Origin of the sequence: Candidatus Thiodubiliella endoseptemdiera, from assembly GCF_964212635.1 — a bacterium.
GTDB lineage: Bacteria > Pseudomonadota > Gammaproteobacteria > PS1 > Pseudothioglobaceae > Thiodubiliella > Thiodubiliella endoseptemdiera.
This window is the reverse complement of sequence record NZ_OZ156463.1, coordinates 1,261,080-1,285,080: the sequence shown is the minus strand read 5'-3', so window position 1 is coordinate 1,285,080 and position 24,001 is coordinate 1,261,080. Positions and strand designations below refer to the sequence as shown.

The window sequence follows — 24,001 nt, the reverse complement described above, 5'->3', positions numbered from 1 at the left end:
TCACCTGGCGCATAAGCGGCCTAGTGGAATGATTTGTTAGGTTTTTTATCTTCATAAATTATTGTTTTTTGAAACTCCCCCAATAAACTGGACACTAAATTTTAACATTTAGGAGTCCAAAATGACAAGAAAATACACAGCAAAATAAATGGGGACATAAATGGAGACACATAAATGGGGACACATTGCGGTTCCCCCACTTGACTGGACATACATAAATGGGGACAGGCTACTTTTATCATAGTTTTTTCTTATTTTTTGGTCTTCCTCTAGCCTTTAGAGTTGACAGCAAACCATGCTTCTTTGCCATTTTTATAACCCAGTTTTCATTGCCAAGTGGTGCTTGTCTATTAATACTGTTTCTGATTTTATCTATTTCTTTTTGAGTTTGTGGCGTATTGACATATTCCACCCAGTTATCTAGTTCTCCATAAGGCTTGTTCAATATCTTTCTATTTCTAAAAACTCTTTCTGATAATGACCCGTATTGCCAATCTTGTGCTGTTTTGCTTAAATCAGCCCTTAACGCATTAGCCTCTATATAGCGCATCAAAGTTAGATAATAACTGTCTTTTTCAACAATAAAACTTTTAAATCTACCTTGCCAAATATGTCCTGAGGTTTTGTTTTTCTTATGATAATAACGCACATGAGAAGTCATCACCCATTGCATAAATTTACTCAGACTATTTTCACCTTGTGGTACAAGTAATAAATGAAAGTGATTAGGCATTAGACAATAGGCGTGTAACTCAATATTCTCTCTTTCTAGCCCTGTTTTTAATAATTTTAGGAAAAACTCGTAATCATCCTCATCATCAAAAACTTGCATACGCATATTTCCTCTATTGATAATATGATAGATTCCGCCTTGGGTTTGACCTCTTGGTATGCGTGGCATTTTAGTGTTGGGGTAAAAGTGGGGAATTATATCATAAAAAGTAGCCTGTCCCCATTATTTTTAAAAGTGGGGAATTATATCATAAAAAGTAGCCTGTCCCCATTATTTTGTTCTGGTTGGTCAATGGGCAAGAATAATGACACAGTGCTCGTAATTGACGCTCTGAGCATGGCAATCAAAAACAAGCCAAGACAACAGCAAGTATTACTGCATTCAGATCAAGGTTCTACTTACAGGGCTTATGAGTATTTAGCATTATTTAAAGCAAATAACATTACCCAAAGCATGAGTAGAAAAGGAGAATACTATGATAATGAATAAATGGGGACAATGAATAAATGGGGAAATAAATGGGGACAGAAATAAATGGCATAAATGGGGACAGGCTACTTTTATCATAGTTTTTTCTTATTTTTTGGTCTTCCTCTAGCCTTTAGAGTTGACAGCAAACCATGCTTCTTTGCCATTTTTATAACCCAGTTTTCATTGCCAAGTGGTGCTTGTCTATTAATACTGTTTCTGATTTTATCTATTTCTTTTTGAGTTTGTGGCGTATTGACATATTCCACCCAGTTATCTAGTTCTCCATAAGGCTTGTTCAATATCTTTCTATTTCTAAAAACTCTTTCTGATAATGACCCGTATTGCCAATCTTGTGCTGTTTTGCTTAAATCAGCCCTTAATGCATTAGCCTCTATATAGCGCATCAAAGTTAGATAATAACTGTCTTTTTCAACAATAAAACTTTTAAATCTACCTTGCCAAATATGTCCTGAAGTTTTGTTTTTATTATGATAATAACGCACATGAGAAGTCATCACCCATTGCATAAATTTACTCAGACTATTTTCACCTTGTGGTACAAGTAATAAATGAAAGTGATTAGGCATCAGGCAATAGGCGTGTAACTCAATATTCTCTCTTTCTAGCCCTGTTTTTAATAATTTTAGGAAAAACTCGTAATCATCCTCATCATCAAAAACTTGCATACGCATATTTCCTCTATTGATAATATGATAGATTCCGCCTTGGGTTTGACCTCTTGGTATGCGTGGCATTTTAGTGTTGGGGTAAAAGTGGGGAATTATATCATAAAAAGTAGCCTGTCCCCATTATTTTAGTGTCATAAATATATTCACCAACTCCTCTTTCAAAGTCTTCGGCTTTATCCATGTAACCATCTACAGGGAATAAATGGGGGGGAATAAATGGGAAAATAAAAAATAAATGGGGACAGGCTACTTTTATCATAGTTTTTTCTTATTTTTTGGTCTTCCTCTAGCCTTTAGAGTTGACAGCAAACCATGCTTCTTTGCCATTTTTATAACCCAGTTTTCATTGCCAAGTGGTGCTTGTCTATTAATACTGTTTCTGATTTTATCTATTTCTTTTTGAGTTTGTGGCGTATTGACATATTCCACCCAGTTATCTAGTTCTCCATAAGGCTTGTTCAATATCTTTCTATTTCTAAAAACTCTTTCTGATAATGACCCGTATTGCCAATCTTGTGCTGTTTTGCTTAAGTCAGCCCTTAACGCATTAGCCTCTATATAGCGCATCAAAGTTAGATAATAACTGTCTTTTTCAACAATAAAACTTTTAAATCTACCTTGCCAAATATGTCCTGAGGTTTTGTTTTTCTTATGATAATAACGCACATGAGAAGTCATCACCCATTGCATAAATTTACTCAGACTATTTTCACCTTGTGGTACAAGTAATAAATGAAAGTGATTAGGCATTAGACAATAGGCGTGTAACTCAATATTCTCTCTTTCTAGCCCTGTTTTTAATAATTTTAGGAAAAACTCGTAATCATCCTCATCATCAAAAACTTGCATACGCATATTTCCTCTATTGATAATATGATAGATTCCGCCTTGGGTTTGACCTCTTGGTATGCGTGGCATTTTAGTGTTGGGGTAAAAGTGGGGAATTATATCATAAAAAGTAGCCTGTCCCCATTATTTTACAAAATAGTGTACTGAAATAGCTTGTTTGATTTTATCGAACACCTTTTTGACTGTCTGTATCGTAGCTAGTGTCATAAATATATTCACCAACTCCTCTTTCAAAGTCTTCGGCTTTATCCATGTAACCATCTACAGGGAATAAATGGGGGGAATAAATGGGAAAATAAAAAATAAATGGGGAAAATAAATGGGGACAGGCTACTTTTATCATAGTTTTTTCTTATTTTTTGGTCTTCCTCTAGCCTTTAGAGTTGACAGCAAACCATGCTTCTTTGCCATTTTTATAACCCAGTTTTCATTGCCAAGTGGTGCTTGTCTATTAATACTGTTTCTGATTTTATCTATTTCTTTTTGAGTTTGTGGCGTATTGACATATTCCACCCAGTTATCTAGTTCTCCATAAGGCTTGTTCAATATCTTTCTATTTCTAAAAACTCTTTCTGATAATGACCCGTATTGCCAATCTTGTGCTGTTTTGCTTAAATCAGCCCTTAACGCATTAGCCTCTATATAGCGCATCAAAGTTAGATAATAACTGTCTTTTTCAACAATAAAACTTTTAAATCTACCTTGCCAAATATGTCCTGAGGTTTTGTTTTTCTTATGATAATAACGCACATGAGAAGTCATCACCCATTGCATAAATTTACTCAGACTATTTTCACCTTGTGGTACAAGTAATAAATGAAAGTGATTAGGCATTAGACAATAGGCGTGTAACTCAATATTCTCTCTTTCTAGCCCTGTTTTTAATAATTTTAGGAAAAACTCGTAATCATCCTCATCATCAAAAACTTGCATACGCATATTTCCTCTATTGATAATATGATAGATTCCGCCTTGGGTTTGACCTCTTGGTATGCGTGGCATTTTAGTGTTGGGGTAAAAGTGGGGAATTATATCATAAAAAGTAGCCTGTCCCCATTATTTTTCCCAGTGCAGGCATATGAATTATTAATGAAAATTACACCCTAATCCAAAAGTAGAGATTGCAAAGATAGTGCTATCCCTTACCTCATCTGTGTTTGCAAAAAAATATTAGTCCCACCCATAGGTTCGACAACTATTTTTTATCAATTCAAACGGAGCAAGTGCTAACCCCAACACTCCCTGCACGCCGCTCAATAAAGCCATCCAACACCCAGCCACACTTATTCGTAGTTTTTTATCTCTAAGAGACCTTTGCATAAATATGAATAATCATCAAAACGCCATCTTTCATCAAATTACAAACTTTTTAAAAACACCCTTAGCCCTGCTAGGAGTGGATTTAAAAAATTTCCAATTTAATAAAATCTGTCATTTTGCTAATCATCCCTATTTATGCAAAGGTCTCTCTAACACTAAAATAATAACCCTTATTCCTAAAAGTAACATCTACCGCAATATTTCTAACATCCACCGCAAAACTTTTAAAAACCATCGCAAAACTTCTGCCACCCATCCCAAAACTTTGGTATAAAAAGCAATGGATTTGTCCATATCCCCGACGCGTAACATTGTATGCAAAGGTCTCTAGGGTAAAGAAATAATGAATAAATTACACTCTGAAGCTCCCCCAATAAACTGGACACTAAATTTTAACATTTAGGAGTCCAAAATGACAAGAAAATACACAGCCTTCACCAAAGCCTTTAAACTAGAAACCCTAGCACTAGCAAATCAACCAAATACTTGCATTGCACAGCTTGCAAGAGATTTAGGTTTACGCAGAAACATGATCTACAAATGGAGGATTGAATTGAATCAAAAACAAGATAAAGCCTTTAAAAGAACCGCCGATACCGCCAACACAGCACATCACAAAGCAACACATTCGGCGTTATTAAAGCAAAACAAACAACTTGCAAAAGACCTTAAACTGGCTCAAATGGAGGTAGAAATCCTAAAAAAGGCTCAAGCCTTCTTCAAAGGTCAAAACAGTTAAGATTTAAGTTTATCGCCTCAGAGGCGATAAACTACCCAATCACTGTTTTGTGTCGCTGTATGCAGGTATCCAAGAGCGGATACTACTACTGGAAGCATACGCCACAAAGCCCTAGAAGTAGGCAGAACGATAAAATCGTATTACAAATCATTCAAGCCTTTAAAAATAGTAGGCAAACCTATGGTTCGCCTAGGATTTATCACGAACTAAAAGCCCAAGGCGTTAAGGTTAGCCTGAATAAAGTGGCGAGGCTGATGAACAAGAACAACATATATGCCCATTTTAGTATTCGCCATAAAAAGGCAAAAATACCTAGAAACAATATTAACTTTGCTAGTAATATACTGAACAGGGAATTTATTGCAACAACACCCAATAGCAAATGGGTAAGCGACACTACCTTTGTTTGGACGCAGCAAGGTTGGTTGTATTTAGCAACTGTGATTGATTTATACTCACGCAAAGTTGCTGGTTGGTCAATGGGCAAGAATAATGACACAGCGCTCGTAATTGACGCCCTGAGCATGGCAATCAAAAACAAGCCAAGACAACAGCAAGTATTACTGCATTCAGATCAAGGTTCTACTTACAGGGCTTATGAGTATTTAGCATTATTTAAAGCAAATAACATTACCCAAAGCATGAGTAGAAAAGGAGAATGCTATGATAATGCAGTTGCTGAGAGCTTCTTTAACACACTCAAAACCGAGCTAGTCAATCAACAAACCTGCCAAACCAGAGCACAAGCAACAAGTGCAATCTTTGAATATATTGAAGTGTTTTACAACAAGATTAGACGACATTCAACGATTGGTTATTATTCACCCAATGATTATGAACAAGCGTTTTATAAGGAGAATTACCCAACTTAACAAAAGCCTTTTAGGCTTAAGTTGGGTTGGCTTCGCTAATTTGGGGGCAAGCCCCCAAACCCCATTGTTCAATCAAAAAGAACAAGGGTATAATTTATTGAAGTGGTGTCCAGTCAAGTGGGGGAACCGCACTCTGACCCTAATTATTGTGTAATTATTGTGTTGTGTGTTGTAATTATTTATTGTTATGTGTTTACCCAACTATGGACTCACACTTTTCGGTAAAGAAATATGCTTGCCTGATGGTTTCTTCGAATACTTCGTCATATTCCCTTTTTGGAATACCGTGATATTCCTTTTCATATGGTTCCTTATAGTACTGATGAACTATTTTGTTTCTGAGAGAGTTGAACTTCTTGAAGTTGGTAAACTCTTCCGTGCTAATCTGGTTCAGTATTCGCAGTACTTTTAATGTATCATTTAAAGAGATAGTGTCTGATAAATCCCACGTTTCACTTTGCTCAGATTTGAAGTGAACACACCCCACAAGCATTAAAAAAGATCTTGCCTGATTTTCGAGCCAGCCATGTATTGCTTGGATAGCTTCAATATAGTAACCATCATCATGTGCCTTTTTTGCAAGTTCATCGGGCATCCCCTTAGGCTTTATATATTCCAATCGTGACTCCTTGACACATAACGCCTGAAATCACCTGATGCGTCAGTGGTCAGGTGGAATGATTTGTTAGATGGTTTTTATGGCTTGGAAATTTATGATTAAGCATTTGAAATGCAATAGTAATTAAGCCAAAAATAAACACAATAATTGCTGATATAAGTAAATATTCACCCATTTTATAATTCCTCCAATCTATCTAATTTTTTAAAAACTTTACGATTAATCAATACAATTATAGCAATAACTACAACTATAGTAATCCAGCATAAGACCAATATAACAGGCTTTGCTATTGCATAATTTTCCACAAGCCACGCTAATAATGAGATACATGTTGCCATTAAAATAGCGAATGCAACTTTATACCAACCTATCTCTTCTTTAATTCTGCTTTCTTCAGACATAGGTTGATTTTAACATATTTTCAAAATAGTGTACTGAAATAGCTTGTTTGATTTTATCGAACACCTTTTTGACTGTCTGAAATAAATGCAAAATAAATGGGGACAGGCTACTTTTATCATAGTTTTTTCTTATTTTTTGGTCTTCCTCTAGCCTTTAGAGTTGACAGCAAACCATGCTTCTTTGCCATTTTTATAACCCAGTTTTCATTGCCAAGTGGTGCTTGTCTATTAATACTGTTTCTGATTTTATCTATTTCTTTTTGAGTTTGTGGCGTATTGACATATTCCACCCAGTTATCTAGTTCTCCATAAGGCTTGTTCAATATCTTTCTATTTCTAAAAACTCTTTCTGATAATGACCCGTATTGCCAATCTTGTGCTGTTTTGCTTAAATCAGCCCTTAACGCATTAGCCTCTATATAGCGCATCAAAGTTAGATAATAACTGTCTTTTTCAACAATAAAACTTTTAAATCTACCTTGCCAAATATGTCCTGAAGTTTTGTTTTTCTTATGATAATAACGCACATGAGAAGTCATCACCCATTGCATAAATTTACTCAGACTATTTTCACCTTGTGGTACAAGTAATAAATGAAAGTGATTAGGCATTAGACAATAGACAATAGGCGTGTAACTCAATATTCTCTCTTTCTAGCCCTGTTTTTAATAATTTTAGGAAAAACTTGTAATCATCCTCATCATCAAAAACTTGCATACGCATATTTCCTCTATTGATAATATGATAGATTCCGCCTTGGGTTTGACCTCTTGGTATGCGTGGCATTTTAGTGTTGGGGTAAAAGTGGGGAATTATATCATAAAAAGTAGCCTGTCCCCATTATTTATTTTAAAAAGTAGCCTGTCCCCATTATTTATTTCATTTAATCACACTCTGACCCTAATTATTTTCCTCTGACCCTAATTATTTTCACATATTTCCTCGTTTCTACGCATAACGGCGTGGCAATAACCCGCCTAGTAATTTATTTAGAGTTTACTCTATTTTAAATTCTCTAGGTCGGGTTGATTGGCTTGTTAGACGCCGCAGGCGGATAACGAGTTAATCTACTATTGCCACGCCGTTAGATGCGACCGCCCTGCGGTCGCATCTAACGCCTGAAATCACCTGACGCGTCAGCGGTCAGGTAGAATGATTTGTTAGGTATTTTTACCATTTGAGACCTTTGCATAAATAGGGATGATTAGCAAAATGACAGATTTTATTAAATTGGAAATTTTTTAAATCCACTCCTAGCAGGGCTAAGGGTGTTTTTAAAAAGTTTGTAATTTGATGAAAGATGGCGTTTTGATGATTATTCATATTTATGCAAAGGTCTCCATTTAAATAAATTATTTTGAATTTAACTTTTCTAACTCTTGATTTATTTTTTTAGTTTCACTAATCAAAGCATCCAATTTATCTTTTGTACCAAAAATAGCAAATGGCAGTAAAAACCAAAGAATTGCTAAAACAACTAAAAACAATATTATTAAAACACCAAAACCGCCCAACATACCTTCCGTCATAAACACTCCTTTTATTATTGATACCTAACGGCGTGGCAATAACCCGCCTAGTAATTTATTTAGAGTTTACTCTATTTTAAATTCTCTAGGTCGGGTTGATTGGCTTGTTAGACGCCGCAGGCGGATAACGAGTTAATCTACTATTGCCACGCCGTTAGATGCGACCGCCCTGCGGTCGCATCTAACTATTATTATAAGGACATATTTCCCTATATTCCGATATTAAAAATAAAATCCTGTAAAAATGTTGTATTTTTACAACTCTATTGGTCTGAAACTAGCTTTTTACTTAATATACGATATTGAAAGTAAAAATATTTCTTACATGGCCTTAACTTGTTAATATTGACAGGTATTATAGCAAAAAAAAATAACGCCTATCGTCATAAAAATCGGGCATTATGTCATTTATACAAACAACCACATCAAGAGACCTTTGCATAAATATGAATAATCATCAAAACGCCATCTTTCATCAAATTACAAACTTTTTAAAAACACCCTTAGCCCTGCTAGGAGTGGATTTAAAAAATTTCCAATTTAATAAAATCTGTCATTTTGCTAATCATCCCTATTTATGCAAAGGTCTCATCAAATAATTTATTTGCACAAAATTTGTTGAATCTCTTGATATTGCTTGGCAGTTTTTTGCACGATATTTTCGGGTAGGGTTGGTGCAGGTGGGGTTTTATTCCAGCCTAGGGTTTCTAGATAATCACGCACAATTTGTTTGTCAAAACTTTTTGGACTAATACCTACTTGATAATCAGTTTTTGACCAAAAGCGTGAACTGTCAGGGGTTAGTACTTCGTCCATTAAGGTCAGTTTGTTTGCTTCGTCTAGGCCAAATTCAAACTTGGTGTCAGCAATGATAATGCCTCGTTCTAAGGCGTAGTCCGCTGCAAATTGATAGAGTGCTAAACTGGACTCTTTGATTTGTTGTGCTAAATTTTGTCCCACAAGTTGTACCGTTTGCTCAAAGTCAATATTTTGGTCGTGTTCACCAACAGCGGCTTTACTGGAGGGTGTGTAAAGTGTTTGTGGTAATTTTTCTGCCAGTTGCAGGTTTTTTGGTAGTTTAATGCCACAAACTGAGCCTGTTTGTTGGTAGTCTTTCCAGCCAGAGCCAATAATATAGCCTCGAACAATGGCTTCGATAGGAAGGGGCTTGAGTTTTTTGACAATGACTGCACGACCATCCACTTGCTCAATTTCTTCTGCTGTTAAAACACTATCAAGCGATTCGTGGGTTAATTGGTTGGCGATGATATGGTGGGTTTTTTCAAACCAAAAATTGGCAACTTCGGTTAGCACTTGTCCTTTACCCGAAATTGGATCGTCAAAAACCACATCGAAGGCACTTAGGCGGTCGGTGGTAACGATGAGCATACGCTTTTCGTCAATGTCGTAGATGTTACGAACTTTGCCTTTCTGGATAAGAGGCAGACTGAGCGAGGTTTTGAAAAGTGTTTTCATAGGCGTTATTTTAACCTAAATAGTAATTTCATTGTCTGTGGTAAAATTCAACCCGATGCATAATATCATAAAAATTTTTGGCTTAATTTTACTCTCGCAGTTGGCGATGGCTTCGCCGTTGAGTGATACCGCACTGAGATTGATTAAAACAGGTAATGAAATCAGATCTCCGAGTGTGGTGCTGAGTGGGCAGAGGTTGTTATTAAGAGGGATGTTTCAGTTTAATGATTTGGATGCGGTGTATGAATCGTCAAAGCAAACGCGTGCGGGTAATTCTTTAATGGGATATTCTCCACAGGCGACAACGGCAAATAAATTGTTGGAAAAATTGATAGTAAAAGGTTACGACCCTGCGATTTATGACGCAGCTTTGTATCTGCTTGATGGCGAGAGCGGGTTTGTGAAAGATGAGTTGATGGCGTTGAATTTATTCGAAGAATCTGTCAAAACTCGTGCTAATCCGCAGTCTGCTTTTGTGGCTGCAGTGATTAGGAATGAATCTTTGGTGGCAGGTTTCAAGGACAAACAACGCATTGATGAGTTAATTACTTTTGCGGTATTAAATCGTGTGGCAGGTGCACAGCAATATCAAACACATTATATTATCAATAGAGGCAGGTCTTTGCAGGTGAAAAATTGGCGTGATTGGTTAGAAAGCCAATAATTACAAACTACGCAAAATCGCTTTTGCCCTACTTTGAAAATGTTTTAAATCAGATTTAGATACTTTTTTCTGCTTGGGTAATCGCCAAGTGAGTGGATTTTTGCGTTTGCCTTTGTAGCGTAATTCGTAGTGTAGGTGTGGACCAGTTGAGCGTCCTGTTGAACCAACATAGCCGATGACTTTGCCTTTTTTTACCTTAGAGCCGACGCGTAATCCGCGGGCAAATTTAGCTAAATGGGCATAGGCGGTGACATAGTTTATGCCGTGTTTGATATAGACGGCATTGCCGAGTGCACCGATATATTTGCGGCGCTGGATGATACCATCTGCGGCAGCATAGACGGGAGTGTTTCTATTTGCTGAATAATCAACAGCTCGGTGAGGACGCCAGGTTTTTAAGATGGGGTGAAAGCGTTTTCTTTGGAATTTAGAACTGATGCGTTTGTATTTTAACGGTGCTCGTAAAAATGATGAATATAGGCTTTTGCCGTTGATGTCGTAATAATTAAGCTGCCCGAATTTATCAATGTAAGAAAAAACAGCGACGCGTTTTCTACCACTGATATAGATGATGGCACTCGGTGCAGTACCCCGATTGCCGATGATGATAAAACGGTCGCCTTTGCGTAAATCTTTGTTGAAGTCAATTTTCCACGAGAAAATACGAACAATATTGCTGACTGTTTTTTGACTGATGTGGGCTTTTTGTGCATCATAATTGAGTGAACGGGTGATATTAATCGTCACTCGTTCAAGGGCATTAGTGCTGCTAAAAAATAGAGTAGTAATTAAAAGTAGTAGATATTTACGCATAACTTTGGGCAATTATGCATGCCACTTCACGCGTTATTTTGTCATTGGCAACGGCATCTTCTAATGAAGTAATACGGCTGTGTGGCACGCTGTCTAAAGTGCGTTCAATAATCTCAGCGATATCTAAAAATCTGATTTTGTTGTTTAAAAAGTAATCAACTGCAACTTCGTTGGCAGCGTTGAGTGTACCCATGGCGTTACCGCCTTGTTTAAGCGCATCAAATGCTAATTTTAAACAAACAAATTTATCCAAATCAGGGGCATAAAATTCTAGTGGTGAATTATCCGCTAAGTTTAACGGTGCAACGCCAGAGGTGATTCTATCGGGGTAACTTAGTGCGTAAGCAATTACTGTGCGCATATCTGGATTGCCAAGTTGTGATAGGGTTGAACCATCGTTGTAATAGACAGATGAATGGATAATAGACTGTGGGTGCATTACTACATCGATATTTTCAGCGGGCAGATTGAACAAATAATGTGCTTCAATAAGTTCTAGACCTTTATTCATCATCGTGGCAGAATCTACTGAGATTTTACGCCCCATGCTCCAGTTTGGATGGGCGCAGGCTTGGTCAGGGGTGATGGTTTTTAATTGTTCAATGGGGGTGTGCAGGAAAGGCCCTCCGCTGGCGGTGAGTTGGATTTTACTTAACCCTGATTTGCCACTTTGTAAACATTGGAAGATGGCACAGTGTTCGGAATCCACGGGGATGAGTTCGGCGTTATTATCTGCTACTGCTTGCATAAATAAATCACCCGCTAATACCAAAGATTCTTTATTCGCCAACATAATGCGTTTTCCCGCCTTGACAGCGGCTAGGCTTGACGGCATACCTGCGCTACCCACAATCGCTGCCATGACATAATCGGTTTGGTCGTGGGCGGCGATGGTGTTGAGTGCATTGCTGCCGTGCAAAACTTCAATATTATTAACGACTTTGGATAATTTTTCAGCCGCCATTGCATCTGCCATTACCACAACCTTAGGCTGAAATTTCTCACACAATACTCTCATCTTTTGCCAGTTAGTATTAGCACTTAAGGCAAAAATATTGAATTTATCAGGGTGTAACGCTATCACCGCTAGCGTGCTATCGCCAATGGATCCAGTTGCGCCGAGAAGGGTGATGTTTTTCATTGTGTGTATTGGAGCAAGATTAATAGGCTGGTAAAAATGGGTGTGGCGGCTAGCATTCCATCTAATCTGTCAAACATTCCCCCATGTCCAGGGAGGATATTGCCAGAGTCTTTAACACCCGCTTCACGCTTGTAGATACTTTCATACAAATCGCCAATCACGGAAAAAATGCCAGTAACGAATCCCAGTATCAAAAAGCGCCAATCTAAATTATGGGTTATTAGCATCCATAAGCCCGTTATTATTAACACGCCCAGCAATCCGCCTATCACGCCTTCAACGGTTTTTCCACCACTCAGTTTGGGTGCAAGTTTGTGCTTGCCGAAGGTTTTGCCTGAAAAATAGGCAATACTGTCTGCACCCCAAACAATGAATAATAGTAATAAGACGGTGTCTTGATTGATTCCCTGTAATAGGGGTAAGAAAACCAGCGGTGCAATTAATAAAAACAAACTGATGGCTTGATTAAAGGTGTTGTTACTGGGTTTTTTATGGGGATAGTTAACGACTAAATATAAATTTTTAAGCCAAAATGCAATGCTGACGAATCCCAGTAAAATAAAATACGATTCTAATGCCAACACGGGTAAAAAGTTTTCAAAAATAGGTGGCATTAAAGCGAGTGTCATTATAAACCACGATAGCAATGCGGGTATTTTGCTGAGTTTGGTAAACTCAACTCCGATGATGACTGCCACTATTGCCACAGCGATTGCAAAGCCAGTAGGTGATTGAAAAATCAGCCATACAGTAACCAGTGCCAATACACTGCCCGTTAATATTCTTTTTACCAACTCACTCATTCCGCCCCCCATATCGTCTATCACGATGATTAAAACTTTCAATCGCCTTGTCTAATTCGCCCGTATCAAAATCAGGCCATAGCGTGTTGGTAAAGTATAACTCGCTATAAGCCACCTCCCATAATAAAAAATTACTGATGCGTTGCTCGCCACTACTGCGAATGAGTAAGTCAACTGTATTACCTTGTAATGCTAAATACGATGCAAAAGTTTGTTCATTCAGTTCATCAGCAGCCACTCCGTCAATAATCGCCTGTTTGCAAGCATTAACAATATCCCATTGCCCGCCGTAATTTGCCGCAATTATTAAAGTCAGACCAGTGTTGTTGGATAATAATATTTGAGCTTCGGTTGCCATTTTTTGCACATCAATTGGAAATAATGACATATCGCCGATAATTTTCAAACGCACATTGTATTTATTCAGTTTTTTAACCTCTTTTTTAAGCACACTTAAAAACAACTTAAATAGTAAGGTTACTTCTTCATCGGAACGATTTTTATTTTCACTGCTAAACGCAAATAGCGTCAGCGTTTCAACACCAATTTTGCCACAATACTTGACAATCGTCTTTACCGTGTCCACGCCTTTTTTATGTCCTGCAATTCGTGGCAACAGCCGTTTTTTTGCCCAACGACCGTTGCCGTCCATAATAATTGCGATGTGTTTAGGAATATTCATAAGGGGCAAATTATACCTATTTAACGATAGGTGGACTGTTGCAACAATCTTGTAGAAAGCAAGTTCATAGTTTATAATTTTGAGACCACTTAATTTTTAACAAAAGAGGATTTAAAAAAATGAGTTTAGCAAAAAGAATTATCCCCTGCCTTGATGTGCGTGATGGGCGTGTGGTCAAAGGCACTAAGTTCGTTGATATTAAAGATGCAGGTGACCCTGTTGAAGTGGCAAAACGCTATGACGATGAGGGGGCAGATGAGATTACTTTTTTGGATATTACTGCGTCTCATGAGGGCAGAGATACGACGGTGCATATGGTTGAGGCGATTGCCGCGCAAGTTTTTATTCCGTTAACAGTGGGCGGCGGTATTCGCAAATCAGCGGATGTTCGGGTGATGTTGAATGCAGGGGCAGACAAGGTGGCAGTGAATTCTGCGGCTATTCACAATCCTGATTTGATTGCTCAATTGAGTGAAGAATTTGGATCACAATGTATCGTTATTGCCATTGATGCAAAAAAAGTGACAGAGGGAAAATGGGAGATTTTCACCCATGGCGGGCGTAATACCACAGGCATTGATGCGGTTGAATGGGCGGTGAAAATGACTACAGGTGAAAATGGTGCAGGTGAGGTTTTACTCACTTCAATGGATTGTGATGGGGTTAAAACAGGATTTGATTTGGCACTGACAAAAGCAGTCTCTGATGCGGTAAGTGTGCCAGTCATTGCGTCGGGCGGTGTGGGTAATTTAGCCCATTTATCTGCTGGTATTTTGCAAGGGGGTGCTGATGCGGTATTGGCTGCCAGTATTTTTCATTTTGGTGAATATACGATAGCACAAGCCAAACAAGCGATGCGAGAAAATGGCATTGAAGTGAGGCTTTAGCGTATGATGTTGCACTTTATGCGTGGGAGATTTTTATGAATTCTAAGAAAGAATTATGGGTATTGTTGGCATCCTTTGTGTTACCAATTGCACTCGGTACGGCATTTTTTTATTGGAATCCAACTGCCTTTACTGGCACTACCGTCAATTATGGTGAGTTTGTTAATCCGATTATTACCACGGAAACAGAAGATGTGCGTTTTTCTAACGATACTCAAGGCAGTTTACAGGGGTTGTGGACGCTGGCTTATGCCACCAAAACTTGTGAGAGTGCTTGCACACAGGTATTAAAGGATATGAAAACCATTCGCATTTTGATGAATGAAGATATGCGTCGTATTCAAAGAATGTTGTTAATTAATGGTGCGACTGATGTGCAGGAAACGGGTCTTTTGATTGCCCATCCGAGTGCGACACTCAGTCAACAATTGGCTAAATTTCCCGATAATACTTTGTTTTTAATTGACCCGCTTGGTAATGTGATGTTGCATTATAATCCACAGGGTATCGTCATTAAACGCGTTATGAAAGACCTTGATCGTTTGTTTAAATACTCAAGGATTGGTTAATATGCCTTCACTTAGCGTTCTACTCGGACTGTGTAAACTCAAAGTAGTTGCTTTAATTTTGCTGACTGCAGTAGTGGGAATGTTTTTAGCGGTGCCTGCACCATATTTGCCGGATGCGATGTTGGTGATGACTGCCTCAGTGGGGATTTCAATGGCGTCTGCTTCAGCGGCGGTATTTAATCATATTGTTGATGAGCAAATTGATATCCAAATGGCACGCACTGACAAACGACCTTTGCCACAAGGCAAGGTGAGTCGCAATCAAGCGTTAGTTTGGGGGGTGTTTTTAGGGGTGATTGGTTTGGGTATTCTGCAGTTGTTTGTGAATACAATTACGATGGTACTAACCTTTCTCTCGTTGATTGGGTATGCAGTGGTTTATACAATGTATTTGAAACGGGCTACACCGCAAAATATTGTGATTGGTGGGGCAGCAGGGGCAGTGCCACCGATTTTAGGCTGGACGGCAATTTCAGGTACGCAAGGTATTGAATACGCATTTTTATTGTTTTTGATTGTGTTTATTTGGACGCCACCGCATTTTTGGGCATTGGCAATCTTTAGAGTGGAAGAATACAAAAAAGTGGATGTGCCGATGTTGCCAGTAACGCATGGCTTGGCTTATACTCGGTTGCAGATTTTGCTTTATACAATTTTGTTATTTTTAGTAACATTATTGCCTTATTTAGTGGGTATGTCGGGGTTAATTTATCTTGTTTCAGCCATTATTTTAGGGCTTATATTTTTGGGATATGCGATTAAAATTTACACCCATCCAGAGGACAATCGAATCGCTTGGCAGACATTTATGTTTTCGGTCAATTATTTAATGTTGTTGTTCATGGCATTATTAGTGGATCATTATTTTTTAATAACTTTATAAGGGCAATACTATGAAAGGATTAGGACAAGTATTTAAAGCAGTTACTTCAGCGATGATTGGTGTGGGTAAAAAAGAAAATCTGATTAAGGACTTTGAACGCACTGAAAAATCAGGTCCATGGCCTTATATTATTGTTGGCTTTATTATGACGATTATTTTTATCATGGCAGTGATTACTGTGGTAAAGTTGGTGCTACCTTAGGCGAGCGACTGGTCTGGCACTATTTGTGCAATCTATACTTTTGGATTAGAGTTTTATGTAGTAACGCTAAAACGCTCAGTAGTAATAACAGTGCCACGACATTATGTAGCGTTGCAATTGCCATTGGAATTGAGAACAATACATTGAATATGCCCAAAGTAACTTGCGTGGTTAATAAGCCACCAATCAGCACCAAGTTTGATTTTAGGTACGAGTAGTTTTTGCCAAAGGTATAAATTAATAGTCCAATAAATAGTGTTGTGACTAATGCACCAATGCGATGTAGCATTTGAATGCTAGCACGAGTCGCATTTTCTAATACGCCAAATTCATAGTCGTGTTCTGCACCAATCGGACCCCAATACAGTGCATTGACAAAATCCATTGTCGGCCACCAAGAACCTAAACAAGTTGGAAACTCTTCGCCACAAGCAAGTGCTGCATAATTAGTAGAAGTCCAACCGCCCAAAATAATTTGCAAACTTAATATTAGTAAAGTTGCTATTAATAATACTTTGTGTCTTTTTAAGATATGTTGGTAGATAATCGGCGGATTGCCCTGATTAAGTAACATCCATGTGAGCAATACTGTGGTGGCAAATCCGCCGACAAGATGTGTGGTAACAATACCAGGATGTACCATTAGCGTTACTGTCCACATACCAAAAGCCCCCTGCAACATCACAAAAAAAGCAGTAAATCCAGGCAATCCAAGTGATTGACGGTATTTGGTTTTACCTTTGACGACTAAAAAGAACAGGGCAAAAATTGCCAGCCCTAATAAAGAGGCGACATAACGATGTACCATTTCTTTCCAACCTTTGGCGGCTTCAAGCGGGCGTTCGTAGCCCTCAAATTTTGTGCCATCAGCGTGGTCAGGAACAGTGAGTTGTCCGTAGCAAGTTGGCCAATCAGGGCAACCCAATCCTGCATCACCAAGCCGTGTGTAAGCACCTAGAATAACGACAATAAGGGCAAGTACAATGGATATTTTTAGTAGTTTTTTAAACATGGTGACATATTATACGAGACCTTTGCATAAATAGGGATGATTAGCAAAATGACAGATTTTATTAAATTGGAAATTTTTTAAATCCACTCCTAGCAGAGCTAAGGGTGTTTTTAAAAAGTTTGTAATTTGATGAAAGATGGCGTTTTGATGATTATTCATATTTATGCAAAGGTCTCTATACATATAACTTAGAGAATTAAAAACTTCAGTACAATTTGGGGATACTTGTTAATAAAATTTTTAATTTTATTAACATAAGTTATTTTTAATTTTATTAACATAAGTTAATAAAGGTAGTATAATCCTCAGGAATTAGTTCAAAGATAGAAAATGTAAATTTGACAAAACCCTTACTGCTACAGCATTTCAAAAAATATTGCCATAAAGTTTAAATTTTTGAAAGCACTATGACAGCAAGGCTTAAATCATATTCACTTGTTTTACTTTTGAATCGAGATAACAGTTTTCGATATGTATATGCATATTAAGAATGGGGAGATATTTTTTTATTTTGGAGGGTGTATGAAAAGATTAACAAGGCTTTTAAGTATTATGGTTGTGATGATGTCAACCAGTGTATTTGCCGAGTATGAGTTTAATATGACTGAGGGTGTTACTTCAGTCAGTCATGGTATTTATGGTTTACATATGATGGTATTTTTGGTATCTGTGGTAATCGCAATCGTCGTATTTGGTGCAATGATTTATTCGTTGATTATGCACAGAAAATCAAAAGGTGCCGTTGCAGCCAACTTTCACGAAAGCACTAAGGCAGAACTTATATGGACGGTTGTTCCAATAATTATTTTAATTAGTATGGCAATTCCAGCCTCTAAAGTGTTGATTGATTTGGAGGATACGACCAAGGCTGAAATGAGTATTAAAATCACAGGTCATCAATGGAAATGGCAATATGACTACCCCAAAGAAGGCATTAGTTTTTTCTCAAATTTGGCACAAAGTTCCAGAGAGGTTATTCGTGGAACAGACGCAGAGCGTGAAAATGCCGAACACTACTTATTAAATGTAGATAAGCGTTTGGTATTACCAGTAGATACCTCAATTCGCTTCTTAATCACTTCAAATGATGTTATCCATAACTGGTGGGTTTCTGATTTTGGCGTTAAACAAGATGCGAACCCAGGTTTTATTAATGATGCGTGGGCTAAGATTGACAAAATTGGCACTTACCGTGGACAATGTGCCGAGCTTTGTGGTAAAGACCATGGGTTTATGCCGATTGTGGTTGATGTGGTTTCTAAAGCAGATTATAAGCAATGGGTAGCTAAACAACAAGCAGCAGCGAAAGCGGCAATAGCAAGTGCAACTAAGACATGGTCTAAGGCTGACTTGATGGCCAAAGGTAAAAATGTGTATAACACTAACTGTGCTGCTTGCCATAAGGCAGACGGTTCAGGTACACCTCCTGTGTTTCCTGCAATGAAAGGCTCAACAATTGCTAATGGTCCAGCGGCTGCACACATTAACATTGTTTTAAATGGTAAGGCAGTAATGCCGCAGTTTAAAGCATTAGGCGATAGCGACCTTGCGGCAGTAATGACTTATGAAAGAAATGCCTTTGGCAATACAGGTAGCGTTATTCAGCCTACCGATGTTAAATCTGCACGCTAATCAAAGAAATTAAAGGAGAAAAAATATGACGACAATAACACACGACGATCACCATCACGGACCTGAAAAAGGCTTAATGAGATGGGTCAAGACAACGAACCATAAAGACATTGGTTCGCTTTATATGTGGTTCGCTTTCACTATGTTACTAATAGGCGGTGCATTTGCAATGGGTATTCGTGCTGAATTATTACAGCCAGGGTTGCAATTGATGGAACCACAGTTTTTTAATCAATTGACGACTATGCACGGGCTAATTATGGTGTTTGGTGCGATTATGCCAGCATTTGTTGGCTTGGGCAACTGGTTGATACCAATGATGATTGGTGCACCTGATATGGCGTTGCCACGAATGAATAACTGGTCATTTTGGATTTTGCCGTTTGCAGGCAGTATTTTACTCAGCACTTTCTTTATGGAAGGCGGTGCACCCGCATTTGGTTGGACATTCTATGCGCCACTCTCCACCACTTTTGCACCAGATAGCACCGACTTCTTTATTTTTGCTGTGCATTTATTGGGCTTCTCCTCCATTATGGGTGCAATTAACATTATTGCAACCGTTTTAAATATGCGTGCACCAGAGATGAAGTTGATGGATATGCCGTTGTTTGTATGGACATGGTTAATCACCTCCTTCCTATTAATTGGTGCAATGCCAGTATTAGCGGGTGCAGTAACAATGATGTTGACCGATCGCAACTTTGGCACTGCATTTTTTGATGCAACAGGTGGCGGTGACCCCGTATTATTCCAACACATCTTTTGGTTCTTTGGGCATCCTGAAGTTTATATTATGATTTTGCCAGCCTTTGGTGTCGTGTCACATATTATTCCAACCTTTGCACGCAAACCGTTATTTGGGTATTCTTCAATGGTCTATGCAACCGCATCAATCGCATTCTTATCTTACATTGTATGGGCGCACCATATGTTTTTAACAGGTATGCCCGTTGCAGGTGAACTCTACTTTATGTATGCAACAATGCTGATTGCAGTGCCAACAGGGGTTAAAGTATTTAACTGGATTTCAACCATGTGGCGTGGTTCAATGACTTTTGAGGCACCGATGTTATGGGCAGTTTCATTTGTCTTCTTATTCACGATTGGTGGCTTCTCCGGCTTAATGTTAGGCATTGCACCAGCAGACATCCAATATCACGATACATATTTTGTGGTTGCACATTTCCACTATGTCTTGGTAACAGGTGCATTGTGGTCAATCATTGCGGCAACATTCTACTGGTTACCTAAGTGGACAGGTAAGATGTATAACGAGTTTTTAGCCAAAATACACTTTTGGTGGGCAGTTATCGCCGTGAATGTTTTATTCTTCCCTCAGCATTTCTTAGGTCTTGCAGGTATGCCTAGGCGTATCCCTGATTACTCACTACAGTTTGCAGACTTTAACTTTATTTCATCCATTGGTGGTTTTGCATTCGGTGCATCGTTCTTCTTATTGACTTATATTGTGATTGATTGTATTCGCAATGGTAAGCCAGCCACTGCCCGCCCTTGGGAGGGTGCAAAAGGTTTAGAGTGGACGCTAGAGCCAAAAGCACAATACCATAGTTTTAATACACCCCCATCAAGAAAGTTAATTGAGGCGGAGTCTCAAAACTCTTAATGGATAAACAAAGAAAAGGTGCTGTTATTACTGCGGTTATTGTAGGCGTCGTAGCAATAGGAGTATTTGTAGCCACCATCGTGTTGTTTAACCCGACGACTGGCTAAATATGGAGCGAAAAAAAATAACGAGAGGGTTTTGGATAAAATTAGTATCAGCACCCATATTGATGTTTGCCTTTGCTTATGCAATGGTGCCTATTTATGATGTTTTTTGTGAGATTACTGGATTTAATGGCACAACCGGTAGAATAGAGTCAGAACAACAATATGTGGTGGATGAACAGCGTAAAGTTGAAGTGAGTTTTTTTGCGATGACAATGGGTGGTTTCCCGGTCCAGTTTGGACCAAAAGTGCATTCGATGACCATTGTTCCTGGTAAGTTTTATACAGCCAGTTACATTGCTAAGAATAACACGGATAAAACCGTTATTGGTCAAGCAATTCCAAGTGTAGCACCAACAGATGCTGCACTGTATTTTAAGAAATTAGAATGTTTTTGTTTTAATAAACAGGTGTTTAAACCGCATGAGGAAGTGGAAATGACCTTACGATTTGTGGTTGAACCAGAACTGGATAAGCGTATTAAAGATATAAGTTTGTCCTACAATTTTTTTAAACTTGAAGAATAATAAAGGGGAGAGAGTATGAGTAAAGAGCAAGCATATTATGTACCAGAGGGTACTTACTGGCCAATTATTGGCTCAATTGGTATAGCCACATTATTTGTTGGTTTTGCTAATCAAATGCATGGTGTGTCATGGGGCGGTTCAGTGATGGCACTTGGTTTTGCAATCGTAGTATTTATGATGTTTGGCTGGCTTGGTCAGGTGGTCAATGAAAGCACTAATGGTATTTATAATGACCAAGTGGATCGTTCATTCCGTTGGGGTATGAGTTGGTTTATATTCTCTGAAGTAATGTTCTTTGCTGCTTTTTTCGGTGCATTGTTCTATGCAAGACAACTTTCAGTGCCTTGGTTAGGTGGTGCAGATAACAATGTCTTTACCCCAGATTTGTGGAATGCCTTTAGTGCCTCGTGGCATCAGATGGCTTTCTTGGCACCAGGTGCGGAGTTACAGTCAGGTACAGTAATGAGTTTCCCAGCAGTGCCAGATAGTGGCATTGCAACGGCAACACCTGCTGATGTAGTGAACCCATGGGGCTTACCTGCATTAAATACGGCGTTACTATTGTTATCAGGTGTAACTTTGACTTTTGCCCACCATGCTTTGCGTGCTGGTCATCGCCAGCAAATCATTGGCTGGTTAGTGGCAACCATCGCCTTAGGTTCTGCATTCTTAGGTTTTCAAATTATGGAATATGGACACGCCTACCACGAAGGTTTAAAACTAACCTCAGGTATTTACGGCTCAACTTTCTATATGCTAACGGGCTTCCATGGCTTCCATGTAACTGTTGGGGTGATTATGTTAACCGTGATTTTATACCGAGTGCAGAAAGGTCATTTCAGTGCAGAAAACCACTTTGGTTTTGAAGGGGTTGCTTGGTATTGGCACTTTGTTGATGTTGTATGGCTAGGATTATTTGTCTTTGTTTATTGGTTGTAAGTATAAACTGAGATAATAAAACCCCCTTAACTGGGGGTTTTTTATAGAAAATTTTAGGAGTTGTTATGACAGAAGTATTAATCGTTATTGTTATTATTGCCATATTGGTGGCATTAGGATTTGGGCTTATTGGCATGCTTAAAGGTGGAAAGCAAGGTTCAGATAAGATGTTTAAGTCCTTAGTAACTCGTGTGGCTTTATCGGTGGCACTATTTATTTTTGTTATGTTTGCTGGTGCAATGGGCTGGATTAAGCCAAATGGAATGATGATTGACGCACCAGCTGTGCACCAACCTGTGCAAAAATGATGAAACGCAGTTTCATTCTACCTGGCATACTAATTTCTCTCACTTTGTGGGGGTTGATGTCATTAGGCTTTTGGCAATTAGATCGTGCCGATGAAAAGCGTGCGATTGAAAGTGCCATTGTGGCAGCACAATCAAGTCCCGCACAACTCGTTTCAGACGCTAACGATTTGCTGAATAAAGAACATTATCAAGTTCTACTCAAAGGTTATTACGATAACGACAAACAATTTATCTATGATAATCAAATCGTCAACAGCACCGCTGGGTATTATGTCCTCACCCCTTTTATCCTTGCAAACAAAAGTACCATTTTAGTCAATCGCGGTTTTGTACCTTGGCATGGCAATCGTGCAAAGTTAACCGATATTAAAATCAGCAATAATGCCACTACTATCAAAGTTCAGCTAATCGCCCCTAAACAACGCATAAAACTCAAGCAACAAAATATTAATACAACTTTCCCAGTCCTAATTCAATCGTTGAATATGGGGCAACTCTCTCAATTATCTGGATACCAAATTGTGCCAATGCTAGCGCAATTAGATGTAAAAGCTAACAATGGCTTTTATCGCAAATGGAAGCCTTTTTATGGCAGTGTCGACAAACACTTGGGTTACGCCCTGCAATGGTTTTTAATGGCGTTGGTGTTGAGTTTTATTACAATTTATTTATTAAGAAAAAATAGCAGAAATTGAATTTGATTAAGGTATGCTTATTATTTGACAACCTTTATGAAGATAAAAAAATATGCATAGAAATATACAAGATGATTTAAAAAAGGCTGATTTATTTTCTGGATTTAGCACATCTGAATTGGTGCAAATAGGTGGACATAGTAGTTATCAAATTTTAGAAAAGAATCAAACTCTTTTCCAGCAAGGGCAAGAGGCCACTGATTTTTTTCTAAATATTCAAGGGCAAATAAAATTGGCATTTTTATCAGAAAAAGGCGATGAAAAAGTGATGCCCATTATTAATAAAGGGCAAAGTTTTGCAGAAGCCATTATGTTTTTAGACAATAAGCGGTACCCATTAAATGCAACCGCACTACTCTCTAGTGTTGTATTGCGTATCAATATGCAGTGTTATCTTGGTATTTTAGAAAAATCACCAAAAGCCTGTTTTAAAATTATGGGTAAATTATCACAACGCTTGCATTGGGCAGTGAATGAAATTAATAATTTAACCTTACATGATGGCACCTGTCGACTGGTTAATTTTTTGCTTAACTATAGACAGAAAGGCGATAAAACAGCAGGTATTTTTCTATCGGTGTCTAAGCAAATTTTAGCGTCTCAGCTTGCTATTCAGCCAGAAACACTTTCTCGTATTCTAAAAAAACTCTCAAAAGAAGGATTGATAGAAATTAATAAAAACTATATTAACTTACTTGATGTGGATAAACTCCAAGCACTAGCTAAATTTTAAAAAATTGACTTATGTCAAAGACTTTCCATTATGTTTCTATTAACATAATCTCTGATTAAATTGAAAATAGGAGAAATAA

36 protein-coding genes and 1 pseudogene are annotated in these 24,001 nt (G+C 38.2%); 17 read left to right on the top strand and 20 right to left on the bottom strand.

The features are described 5' to 3' along the window. Positions 1-238 precede the first annotated feature (238 nt). A complete protein-coding gene (locus AB8525_RS06865; RefSeq protein WP_369149933.1) occupies positions 239-901 on the bottom strand; it encodes a transposase in 663 nt (220 codons plus the stop codon). Positions 902-1,024: 123 nt separating this feature from the next. Between AB8525_RS06865 and AB8525_RS06860 the strand changes: the two genes are divergently transcribed. Continuing rightward, on the top strand, positions 1,025-1,222 hold the full coding sequence (locus tag AB8525_RS06860; RefSeq protein WP_369177059.1) for a DDE-type integrase/transposase/recombinase: 198 nt from the start codon (positions 1,025-1,027) through the stop codon (positions 1,220-1,222). A gap of 74 nt (positions 1,223-1,296) precedes the next feature. On the opposite strand, the gene AB8525_RS06855 is transcribed toward AB8525_RS06860, so the two are convergent. From AB8525_RS06855 to AB8525_RS06835, 5 genes are all read right to left on the bottom strand, one after another. Further along, positions 1,297-1,959, bottom strand: coding sequence for a transposase (locus AB8525_RS06855; protein ID WP_369176686.1), 663 nt, complete (start codon positions 1,957-1,959; stop codon positions 1,297-1,299). A 31-nt stretch (positions 1,960-1,990) separates the two neighbouring features. Continuing rightward, a complete protein-coding gene (locus AB8525_RS06850; RefSeq protein WP_369177057.1) occupies positions 1,991-2,152 on the bottom strand; it encodes a hypothetical protein in 162 nt (53 codons plus the stop codon). Next, a complete protein-coding gene (locus AB8525_RS06845) occupies positions 2,149-2,811 on the bottom strand; it encodes a transposase (protein ID WP_369149933.1) in 663 nt (220 codons plus the stop codon). Before AB8525_RS06845 ends, AB8525_RS06850 begins: the two co-directional genes overlap by 4 nt. A 94-nt stretch (positions 2,812-2,905) precedes the next feature. Beyond that, positions 2,906-3,085 carry a hypothetical protein gene (locus AB8525_RS06840; RefSeq protein ID WP_369177055.1) on the bottom strand — a complete coding sequence of 60 codons (180 nt, stop codon included), beginning with the start codon at positions 3,083-3,085 and terminating at the stop codon, positions 2,906-2,908. Next, positions 3,082-3,744, bottom strand: coding sequence for a transposase (locus AB8525_RS06835; RefSeq protein WP_369149933.1), 663 nt, complete (start codon positions 3,742-3,744; stop codon positions 3,082-3,084). The genes AB8525_RS06840 and AB8525_RS06835 overlap by 4 nt, the downstream gene beginning before the upstream one ends. A 322-nt stretch (positions 3,745-4,066) precedes the next feature. On the opposite strand from AB8525_RS06835, the gene AB8525_RS06830 reads away from it, so the two are divergent. Next, complete coding sequence (locus AB8525_RS06830; protein ID WP_369150361.1) at positions 4,067-4,336, top strand: hypothetical protein; 270 nt, start codon at positions 4,067-4,069, stop codon at positions 4,334-4,336. Here AB8525_RS06830 and AB8525_RS06825 read toward each other — a convergent pair. Then, a pseudogene (locus tag AB8525_RS06825) lies at positions 4,318-4,374 on the bottom strand (VOC family protein); the annotation flags it as partial. The gene AB8525_RS06830 and the pseudogene AB8525_RS06825 overlap by 19 nt on opposite strands. A 100-nt stretch (positions 4,375-4,474) precedes the next feature. Here AB8525_RS06825 and AB8525_RS06820 point away from each other — a divergent pair. Together AB8525_RS06820 and AB8525_RS06815 are read left to right on the top strand one after the other, a co-directional pair. Next, positions 4,475-4,801, top strand: a complete 327-nt coding sequence (locus tag AB8525_RS06820) for a transposase (protein ID WP_369150253.1) — start codon at positions 4,475-4,477, stop codon at positions 4,799-4,801. A gap of 11 nt (positions 4,802-4,812) precedes the next feature. Then, entirely contained in the window at positions 4,813-5,673 is an 861-nt protein-coding gene (locus AB8525_RS06815) for an IS3 family transposase (protein WP_369179031.1), read from the top strand. Positions 5,674-5,866: 193 nt separating this feature from the next. Here AB8525_RS06815 and AB8525_RS06810 read toward each other — a convergent pair whose 3' ends face one another. From AB8525_RS06810 to AB8525_RS06785, 6 genes are all read right to left on the bottom strand, one after another. After that, complete coding sequence (locus tag AB8525_RS06810) at positions 5,867-6,292, bottom strand: hypothetical protein (protein WP_369177053.1); 426 nt, start codon at positions 6,290-6,292, stop codon at positions 5,867-5,869. Positions 6,293-6,468: 176 nt separating this feature from the next. Beyond that, on the bottom strand, positions 6,469-6,696 hold the full coding sequence (locus AB8525_RS06805; protein WP_369177052.1) for a hypothetical protein: 228 nt from the start codon (positions 6,694-6,696) through the stop codon (positions 6,469-6,471). Positions 6,697-6,812: 116 nt separating this feature from the next. Further along, positions 6,813-7,337 carry a transposase gene (locus tag AB8525_RS06800; protein ID WP_369177050.1) on the bottom strand — a complete coding sequence of 175 codons (525 nt, stop codon included), beginning with the start codon at positions 7,335-7,337 and terminating at the stop codon, positions 6,813-6,815. Then, positions 7,300-7,482: a transposase gene (locus AB8525_RS06795; RefSeq protein WP_369177048.1), complete on the bottom strand. Its 183-nt coding sequence runs from the start codon at positions 7,480-7,482 to the stop codon at positions 7,300-7,302. The genes AB8525_RS06800 and AB8525_RS06795 overlap by 38 nt, the downstream gene beginning before the upstream one ends. 384 nt (positions 7,483-7,866) lie before the next feature. Continuing rightward, on the bottom strand, positions 7,867-8,019 hold the full coding sequence (locus AB8525_RS06790; RefSeq protein ID WP_369177046.1) for a hypothetical protein: 153 nt from the start codon (positions 8,017-8,019) through the stop codon (positions 7,867-7,869). Between the two features lie 29 nt (positions 8,020-8,048). Continuing rightward, positions 8,049-8,225: a hypothetical protein gene (locus AB8525_RS06785; protein WP_369177044.1), complete on the bottom strand. Its 177-nt coding sequence runs from the start codon at positions 8,223-8,225 to the stop codon at positions 8,049-8,051. Positions 8,226-8,671: 446 nt separating this feature from the next. Here AB8525_RS06785 and AB8525_RS06780 point away from each other — a divergent pair, with 446 nt between their 5' ends. Continuing rightward, positions 8,672-8,824 (top strand): hypothetical protein, encoded by a 153-nt coding sequence (locus AB8525_RS06780; protein WP_369149986.1) that lies wholly within the window; start codon positions 8,672-8,674, stop codon positions 8,822-8,824. Position 8,825: 1 nt separating this feature from the next. Here AB8525_RS06780 and AB8525_RS06775 read toward each other — a convergent pair whose 3' ends face one another. Further along, complete coding sequence (locus AB8525_RS06775; RefSeq protein ID WP_369177042.1) at positions 8,826-9,701, bottom strand: phosphoribosylaminoimidazolesuccinocarboxamide synthase; 876 nt, start codon at positions 9,699-9,701, stop codon at positions 8,826-8,828. 55 nt (positions 9,702-9,756) lie between these two features. Here AB8525_RS06775 and AB8525_RS06770 point away from each other — a divergent pair, with 55 nt between their 5' ends. After that, positions 9,757-10,365 carry a hypothetical protein gene (locus AB8525_RS06770; protein WP_369177040.1) on the top strand — a complete coding sequence of 203 codons (609 nt, stop codon included), beginning with the start codon at positions 9,757-9,759 and terminating at the stop codon, positions 10,363-10,365. Here AB8525_RS06770 and AB8525_RS06765 read toward each other — a convergent pair whose 3' ends face one another. The 4 genes from AB8525_RS06765 to uppS are packed head-to-tail and all read right to left on the bottom strand — an operon-like array spanning position 10,366 to position 13,804. Continuing rightward, complete coding sequence (locus AB8525_RS06765; RefSeq protein WP_369177038.1) at positions 10,366-11,178, bottom strand: peptidoglycan DD-metalloendopeptidase family protein; 813 nt, start codon at positions 11,176-11,178, stop codon at positions 10,366-10,368. Continuing rightward, positions 11,171-12,319 carry a 1-deoxy-D-xylulose-5-phosphate reductoisomerase gene (gene ispC / locus AB8525_RS06760; RefSeq protein ID WP_369177036.1) on the bottom strand — a complete coding sequence of 383 codons (1,149 nt, stop codon included), beginning with the start codon at positions 12,317-12,319 and terminating at the stop codon, positions 11,171-11,173. The genes AB8525_RS06765 and ispC overlap by 8 nt, the downstream gene beginning before the upstream one ends. After that, positions 12,316-13,164: a phosphatidate cytidylyltransferase gene (locus tag AB8525_RS06755; RefSeq protein WP_369177035.1), complete on the bottom strand. Its 849-nt coding sequence runs from the start codon at positions 13,162-13,164 to the stop codon at positions 12,316-12,318. The genes ispC and AB8525_RS06755 overlap by 4 nt, the downstream gene beginning before the upstream one ends. Further along, positions 13,115-13,804: a polyprenyl diphosphate synthase gene (gene uppS, locus AB8525_RS06750; protein ID WP_369177033.1), complete on the bottom strand. Its 690-nt coding sequence runs from the start codon at positions 13,802-13,804 to the stop codon at positions 13,115-13,117. Before uppS ends, AB8525_RS06755 begins: the two co-directional genes overlap by 50 nt. A 119-nt stretch (positions 13,805-13,923) precedes the next feature. Here uppS and hisF point away from each other — a divergent pair, with 119 nt between their 5' ends. From hisF to AB8525_RS06730, 4 genes are read left to right on the top strand one after another with little or no spacing between them, the layout of a single operon-like run. Then, complete coding sequence (hisF, locus tag AB8525_RS06745; protein WP_369150322.1) at positions 13,924-14,691, top strand: imidazole glycerol phosphate synthase subunit HisF; 768 nt, start codon at positions 13,924-13,926, stop codon at positions 14,689-14,691. A 35-nt stretch (positions 14,692-14,726) separates the two neighbouring features. After that, positions 14,727-15,260: a hypothetical protein gene (locus AB8525_RS06740; protein ID WP_369177031.1), complete on the top strand. Its 534-nt coding sequence runs from the start codon at positions 14,727-14,729 to the stop codon at positions 15,258-15,260. A 1-nt stretch (position 15,261) separates the two neighbouring features. Next, a complete protein-coding gene (gene cyoE / locus AB8525_RS06735; RefSeq protein ID WP_369177029.1) occupies positions 15,262-16,143 on the top strand; it encodes a heme o synthase in 882 nt (293 codons plus the stop codon). 10 nt (positions 16,144-16,153) lie between these two features. After that, a complete protein-coding gene (locus AB8525_RS06730) occupies positions 16,154-16,345 on the top strand; it encodes a DUF2970 domain-containing protein (protein ID WP_369177027.1) in 192 nt (63 codons plus the stop codon). 19 nt (positions 16,346-16,364) lie between these two features. Here AB8525_RS06730 and AB8525_RS06725 read toward each other — a convergent pair whose 3' ends face one another. Next, on the bottom strand, positions 16,365-17,357 hold the full coding sequence (locus AB8525_RS06725; RefSeq protein WP_369177025.1) for a heme A synthase: 993 nt from the start codon (positions 17,355-17,357) through the stop codon (positions 16,365-16,367). A 9-nt stretch (positions 17,358-17,366) separates the two neighbouring features. Continuing rightward, on the bottom strand, positions 17,367-17,516 hold the full coding sequence (locus tag AB8525_RS06720; protein WP_369150313.1) for a hypothetical protein: 150 nt from the start codon (positions 17,514-17,516) through the stop codon (positions 17,367-17,369). 363 nt (positions 17,517-17,879) lie between these two features. On the opposite strand from AB8525_RS06720, the gene coxB reads away from it, so the two are divergent. From coxB to AB8525_RS06685, 7 genes are all read left to right on the top strand, one after another. After that, positions 17,880-18,989, top strand: coding sequence for a cytochrome c oxidase subunit II (coxB, locus tag AB8525_RS06715; protein WP_369177023.1), 1,110 nt, complete (start codon positions 17,880-17,882; stop codon positions 18,987-18,989). 25 nt (positions 18,990-19,014) lie between these two features. After that, positions 19,015-20,616, top strand: a complete 1,602-nt coding sequence (gene ctaD / locus AB8525_RS06710; protein WP_369150310.1) for a cytochrome c oxidase subunit I — start codon at positions 19,015-19,017, stop codon at positions 20,614-20,616. Between the two features lie 109 nt (positions 20,617-20,725). Continuing rightward, positions 20,726-21,247, top strand: a complete 522-nt coding sequence (locus tag AB8525_RS06705) for a cytochrome c oxidase assembly protein (protein ID WP_369150307.1) — start codon at positions 20,726-20,728, stop codon at positions 21,245-21,247. Between the two features lie 15 nt (positions 21,248-21,262). Further along, positions 21,263-22,186: a cytochrome c oxidase subunit 3 gene (locus AB8525_RS06700; RefSeq protein ID WP_369177021.1), complete on the top strand. Its 924-nt coding sequence runs from the start codon at positions 21,263-21,265 to the stop codon at positions 22,184-22,186. A gap of 65 nt (positions 22,187-22,251) precedes the next feature. Continuing rightward, complete coding sequence (locus AB8525_RS06695; protein ID WP_369177019.1) at positions 22,252-22,494, top strand: twin transmembrane helix small protein; 243 nt, start codon at positions 22,252-22,254, stop codon at positions 22,492-22,494. Positions 22,495-22,550: 56 nt separating this feature from the next. Next, on the top strand, positions 22,551-23,189 hold the full coding sequence (locus AB8525_RS06690; protein WP_369177017.1) for an SURF1 family protein: 639 nt from the start codon (positions 22,551-22,553) through the stop codon (positions 23,187-23,189). Positions 23,190-23,241: 52 nt separating this feature from the next. Further along, positions 23,242-23,922: a Crp/Fnr family transcriptional regulator gene (locus AB8525_RS06685; protein WP_369177015.1), complete on the top strand. Its 681-nt coding sequence runs from the start codon at positions 23,242-23,244 to the stop codon at positions 23,920-23,922. Positions 23,923-24,001: the final 79 nt, after the last annotated feature.

Bases quoted from the DNA above. Each gene is read 5' to 3' on its own strand.
- AB8525_RS06805 (WP_369177052.1), bottom strand. From the start codon at position 6,696: ATGTCTGAAGAAAGCAGAATTAAAGAAGAGATAGGTTGGTATAAAGTT.
- AB8525_RS06840 (WP_369177055.1), bottom strand. From the start codon at position 3,085: ATGATAAAAGTAGCCTGTCCCCATTTATTTTCCCCATTTATTTTTTAT.
- AB8525_RS06820 (WP_369150253.1), top strand. From the start codon at position 4,475: ATGACAAGAAAATACACAGCCTTCACCAAAGCCTTTAAACTAGAAACC.
- AB8525_RS06860 (WP_369177059.1), top strand. From the start codon at position 1,025: ATGGGCAAGAATAATGACACAGTGCTCGTAATTGACGCTCTGAGCATG.
- AB8525_RS06835 (WP_369149933.1), bottom strand. From the start codon at position 3,744: ATGCCACGCATACCAAGAGGTCAAACCCAAGGCGGAATCTATCATATT.
- AB8525_RS06685 (WP_369177015.1), top strand. From the start codon at position 23,242: ATGCATAGAAATATACAAGATGATTTAAAAAAGGCTGATTTATTTTCT.
- AB8525_RS06790 (WP_369177046.1), bottom strand. From the start codon at position 8,019: ATGAATAATCATCAAAACGCCATCTTTCATCAAATTACAAACTTTTTA.
- AB8525_RS06695 (WP_369177019.1), top strand. From the start codon at position 22,252: ATGACAGAAGTATTAATCGTTATTGTTATTATTGCCATATTGGTGGCA.
- hisF (WP_369150322.1), top strand. From the start codon at position 13,924: ATGAGTTTAGCAAAAAGAATTATCCCCTGCCTTGATGTGCGTGATGGG.
- AB8525_RS06795 (WP_369177048.1), bottom strand. From the start codon at position 7,482: ATGCCACGCATACCAAGAGGTCAAACCCAAGGCGGAATCTATCATATT.
- AB8525_RS06730 (WP_369177027.1), top strand. From the start codon at position 16,154: ATGAAAGGATTAGGACAAGTATTTAAAGCAGTTACTTCAGCGATGATT.
- AB8525_RS06700 (WP_369177021.1), top strand. From the start codon at position 21,263: ATGAGTAAAGAGCAAGCATATTATGTACCAGAGGGTACTTACTGGCCA.
- cyoE (WP_369177029.1), top strand. From the start codon at position 15,262: ATGCCTTCACTTAGCGTTCTACTCGGACTGTGTAAACTCAAAGTAGTT.
- AB8525_RS06845 (WP_369149933.1), bottom strand. From the start codon at position 2,811: ATGCCACGCATACCAAGAGGTCAAACCCAAGGCGGAATCTATCATATT.
- AB8525_RS06770 (WP_369177040.1), top strand. From the start codon at position 9,757: ATGCATAATATCATAAAAATTTTTGGCTTAATTTTACTCTCGCAGTTG.
- AB8525_RS06785 (WP_369177044.1), bottom strand. From the start codon at position 8,225: ATGACGGAAGGTATGTTGGGCGGTTTTGGTGTTTTAATAATATTGTTT.
- AB8525_RS06720 (WP_369150313.1), bottom strand. From the start codon at position 17,516: ATGAATAATCATCAAAACGCCATCTTTCATCAAATTACAAACTTTTTA.
- ctaD (WP_369150310.1), top strand. From the start codon at position 19,015: ATGACGACAATAACACACGACGATCACCATCACGGACCTGAAAAAGGC.
- AB8525_RS06690 (WP_369177017.1), top strand. From the start codon at position 22,551: ATGTCATTAGGCTTTTGGCAATTAGATCGTGCCGATGAAAAGCGTGCG.
- AB8525_RS06855 (WP_369176686.1), bottom strand. From the start codon at position 1,959: ATGCCACGCATACCAAGAGGTCAAACCCAAGGCGGAATCTATCATATT.
- AB8525_RS06765 (WP_369177038.1), bottom strand. From the start codon at position 11,178: ATGCGTAAATATCTACTACTTTTAATTACTACTCTATTTTTTAGCAGC.
- AB8525_RS06780 (WP_369149986.1), top strand. From the start codon at position 8,672: ATGAATAATCATCAAAACGCCATCTTTCATCAAATTACAAACTTTTTA.
- uppS (WP_369177033.1), bottom strand. From the start codon at position 13,804: ATGAATATTCCTAAACACATCGCAATTATTATGGACGGCAACGGTCGT.
- AB8525_RS06865 (WP_369149933.1), bottom strand. From the start codon at position 901: ATGCCACGCATACCAAGAGGTCAAACCCAAGGCGGAATCTATCATATT.
- ispC (WP_369177036.1), bottom strand. From the start codon at position 12,319: ATGAAAAACATCACCCTTCTCGGCGCAACTGGATCCATTGGCGATAGC.
- AB8525_RS06705 (WP_369150307.1), top strand. From the start codon at position 20,726: ATGGAGCGAAAAAAAATAACGAGAGGGTTTTGGATAAAATTAGTATCA.
- AB8525_RS06740 (WP_369177031.1), top strand. From the start codon at position 14,727: ATGAATTCTAAGAAAGAATTATGGGTATTGTTGGCATCCTTTGTGTTA.
- AB8525_RS06830 (WP_369150361.1), top strand. From the start codon at position 4,067: ATGAATAATCATCAAAACGCCATCTTTCATCAAATTACAAACTTTTTA.
- AB8525_RS06775 (WP_369177042.1), bottom strand. From the start codon at position 9,701: ATGAAAACACTTTTCAAAACCTCGCTCAGTCTGCCTCTTATCCAGAAA.
- coxB (WP_369177023.1), top strand. From the start codon at position 17,880: ATGAAAAGATTAACAAGGCTTTTAAGTATTATGGTTGTGATGATGTCA.
- AB8525_RS06725 (WP_369177025.1), bottom strand. From the start codon at position 17,357: ATGTTTAAAAAACTACTAAAAATATCCATTGTACTTGCCCTTATTGTC.
- AB8525_RS06850 (WP_369177057.1), bottom strand. From the start codon at position 2,152: ATGATAAAAGTAGCCTGTCCCCATTTATTTTTTATTTTCCCATTTATT.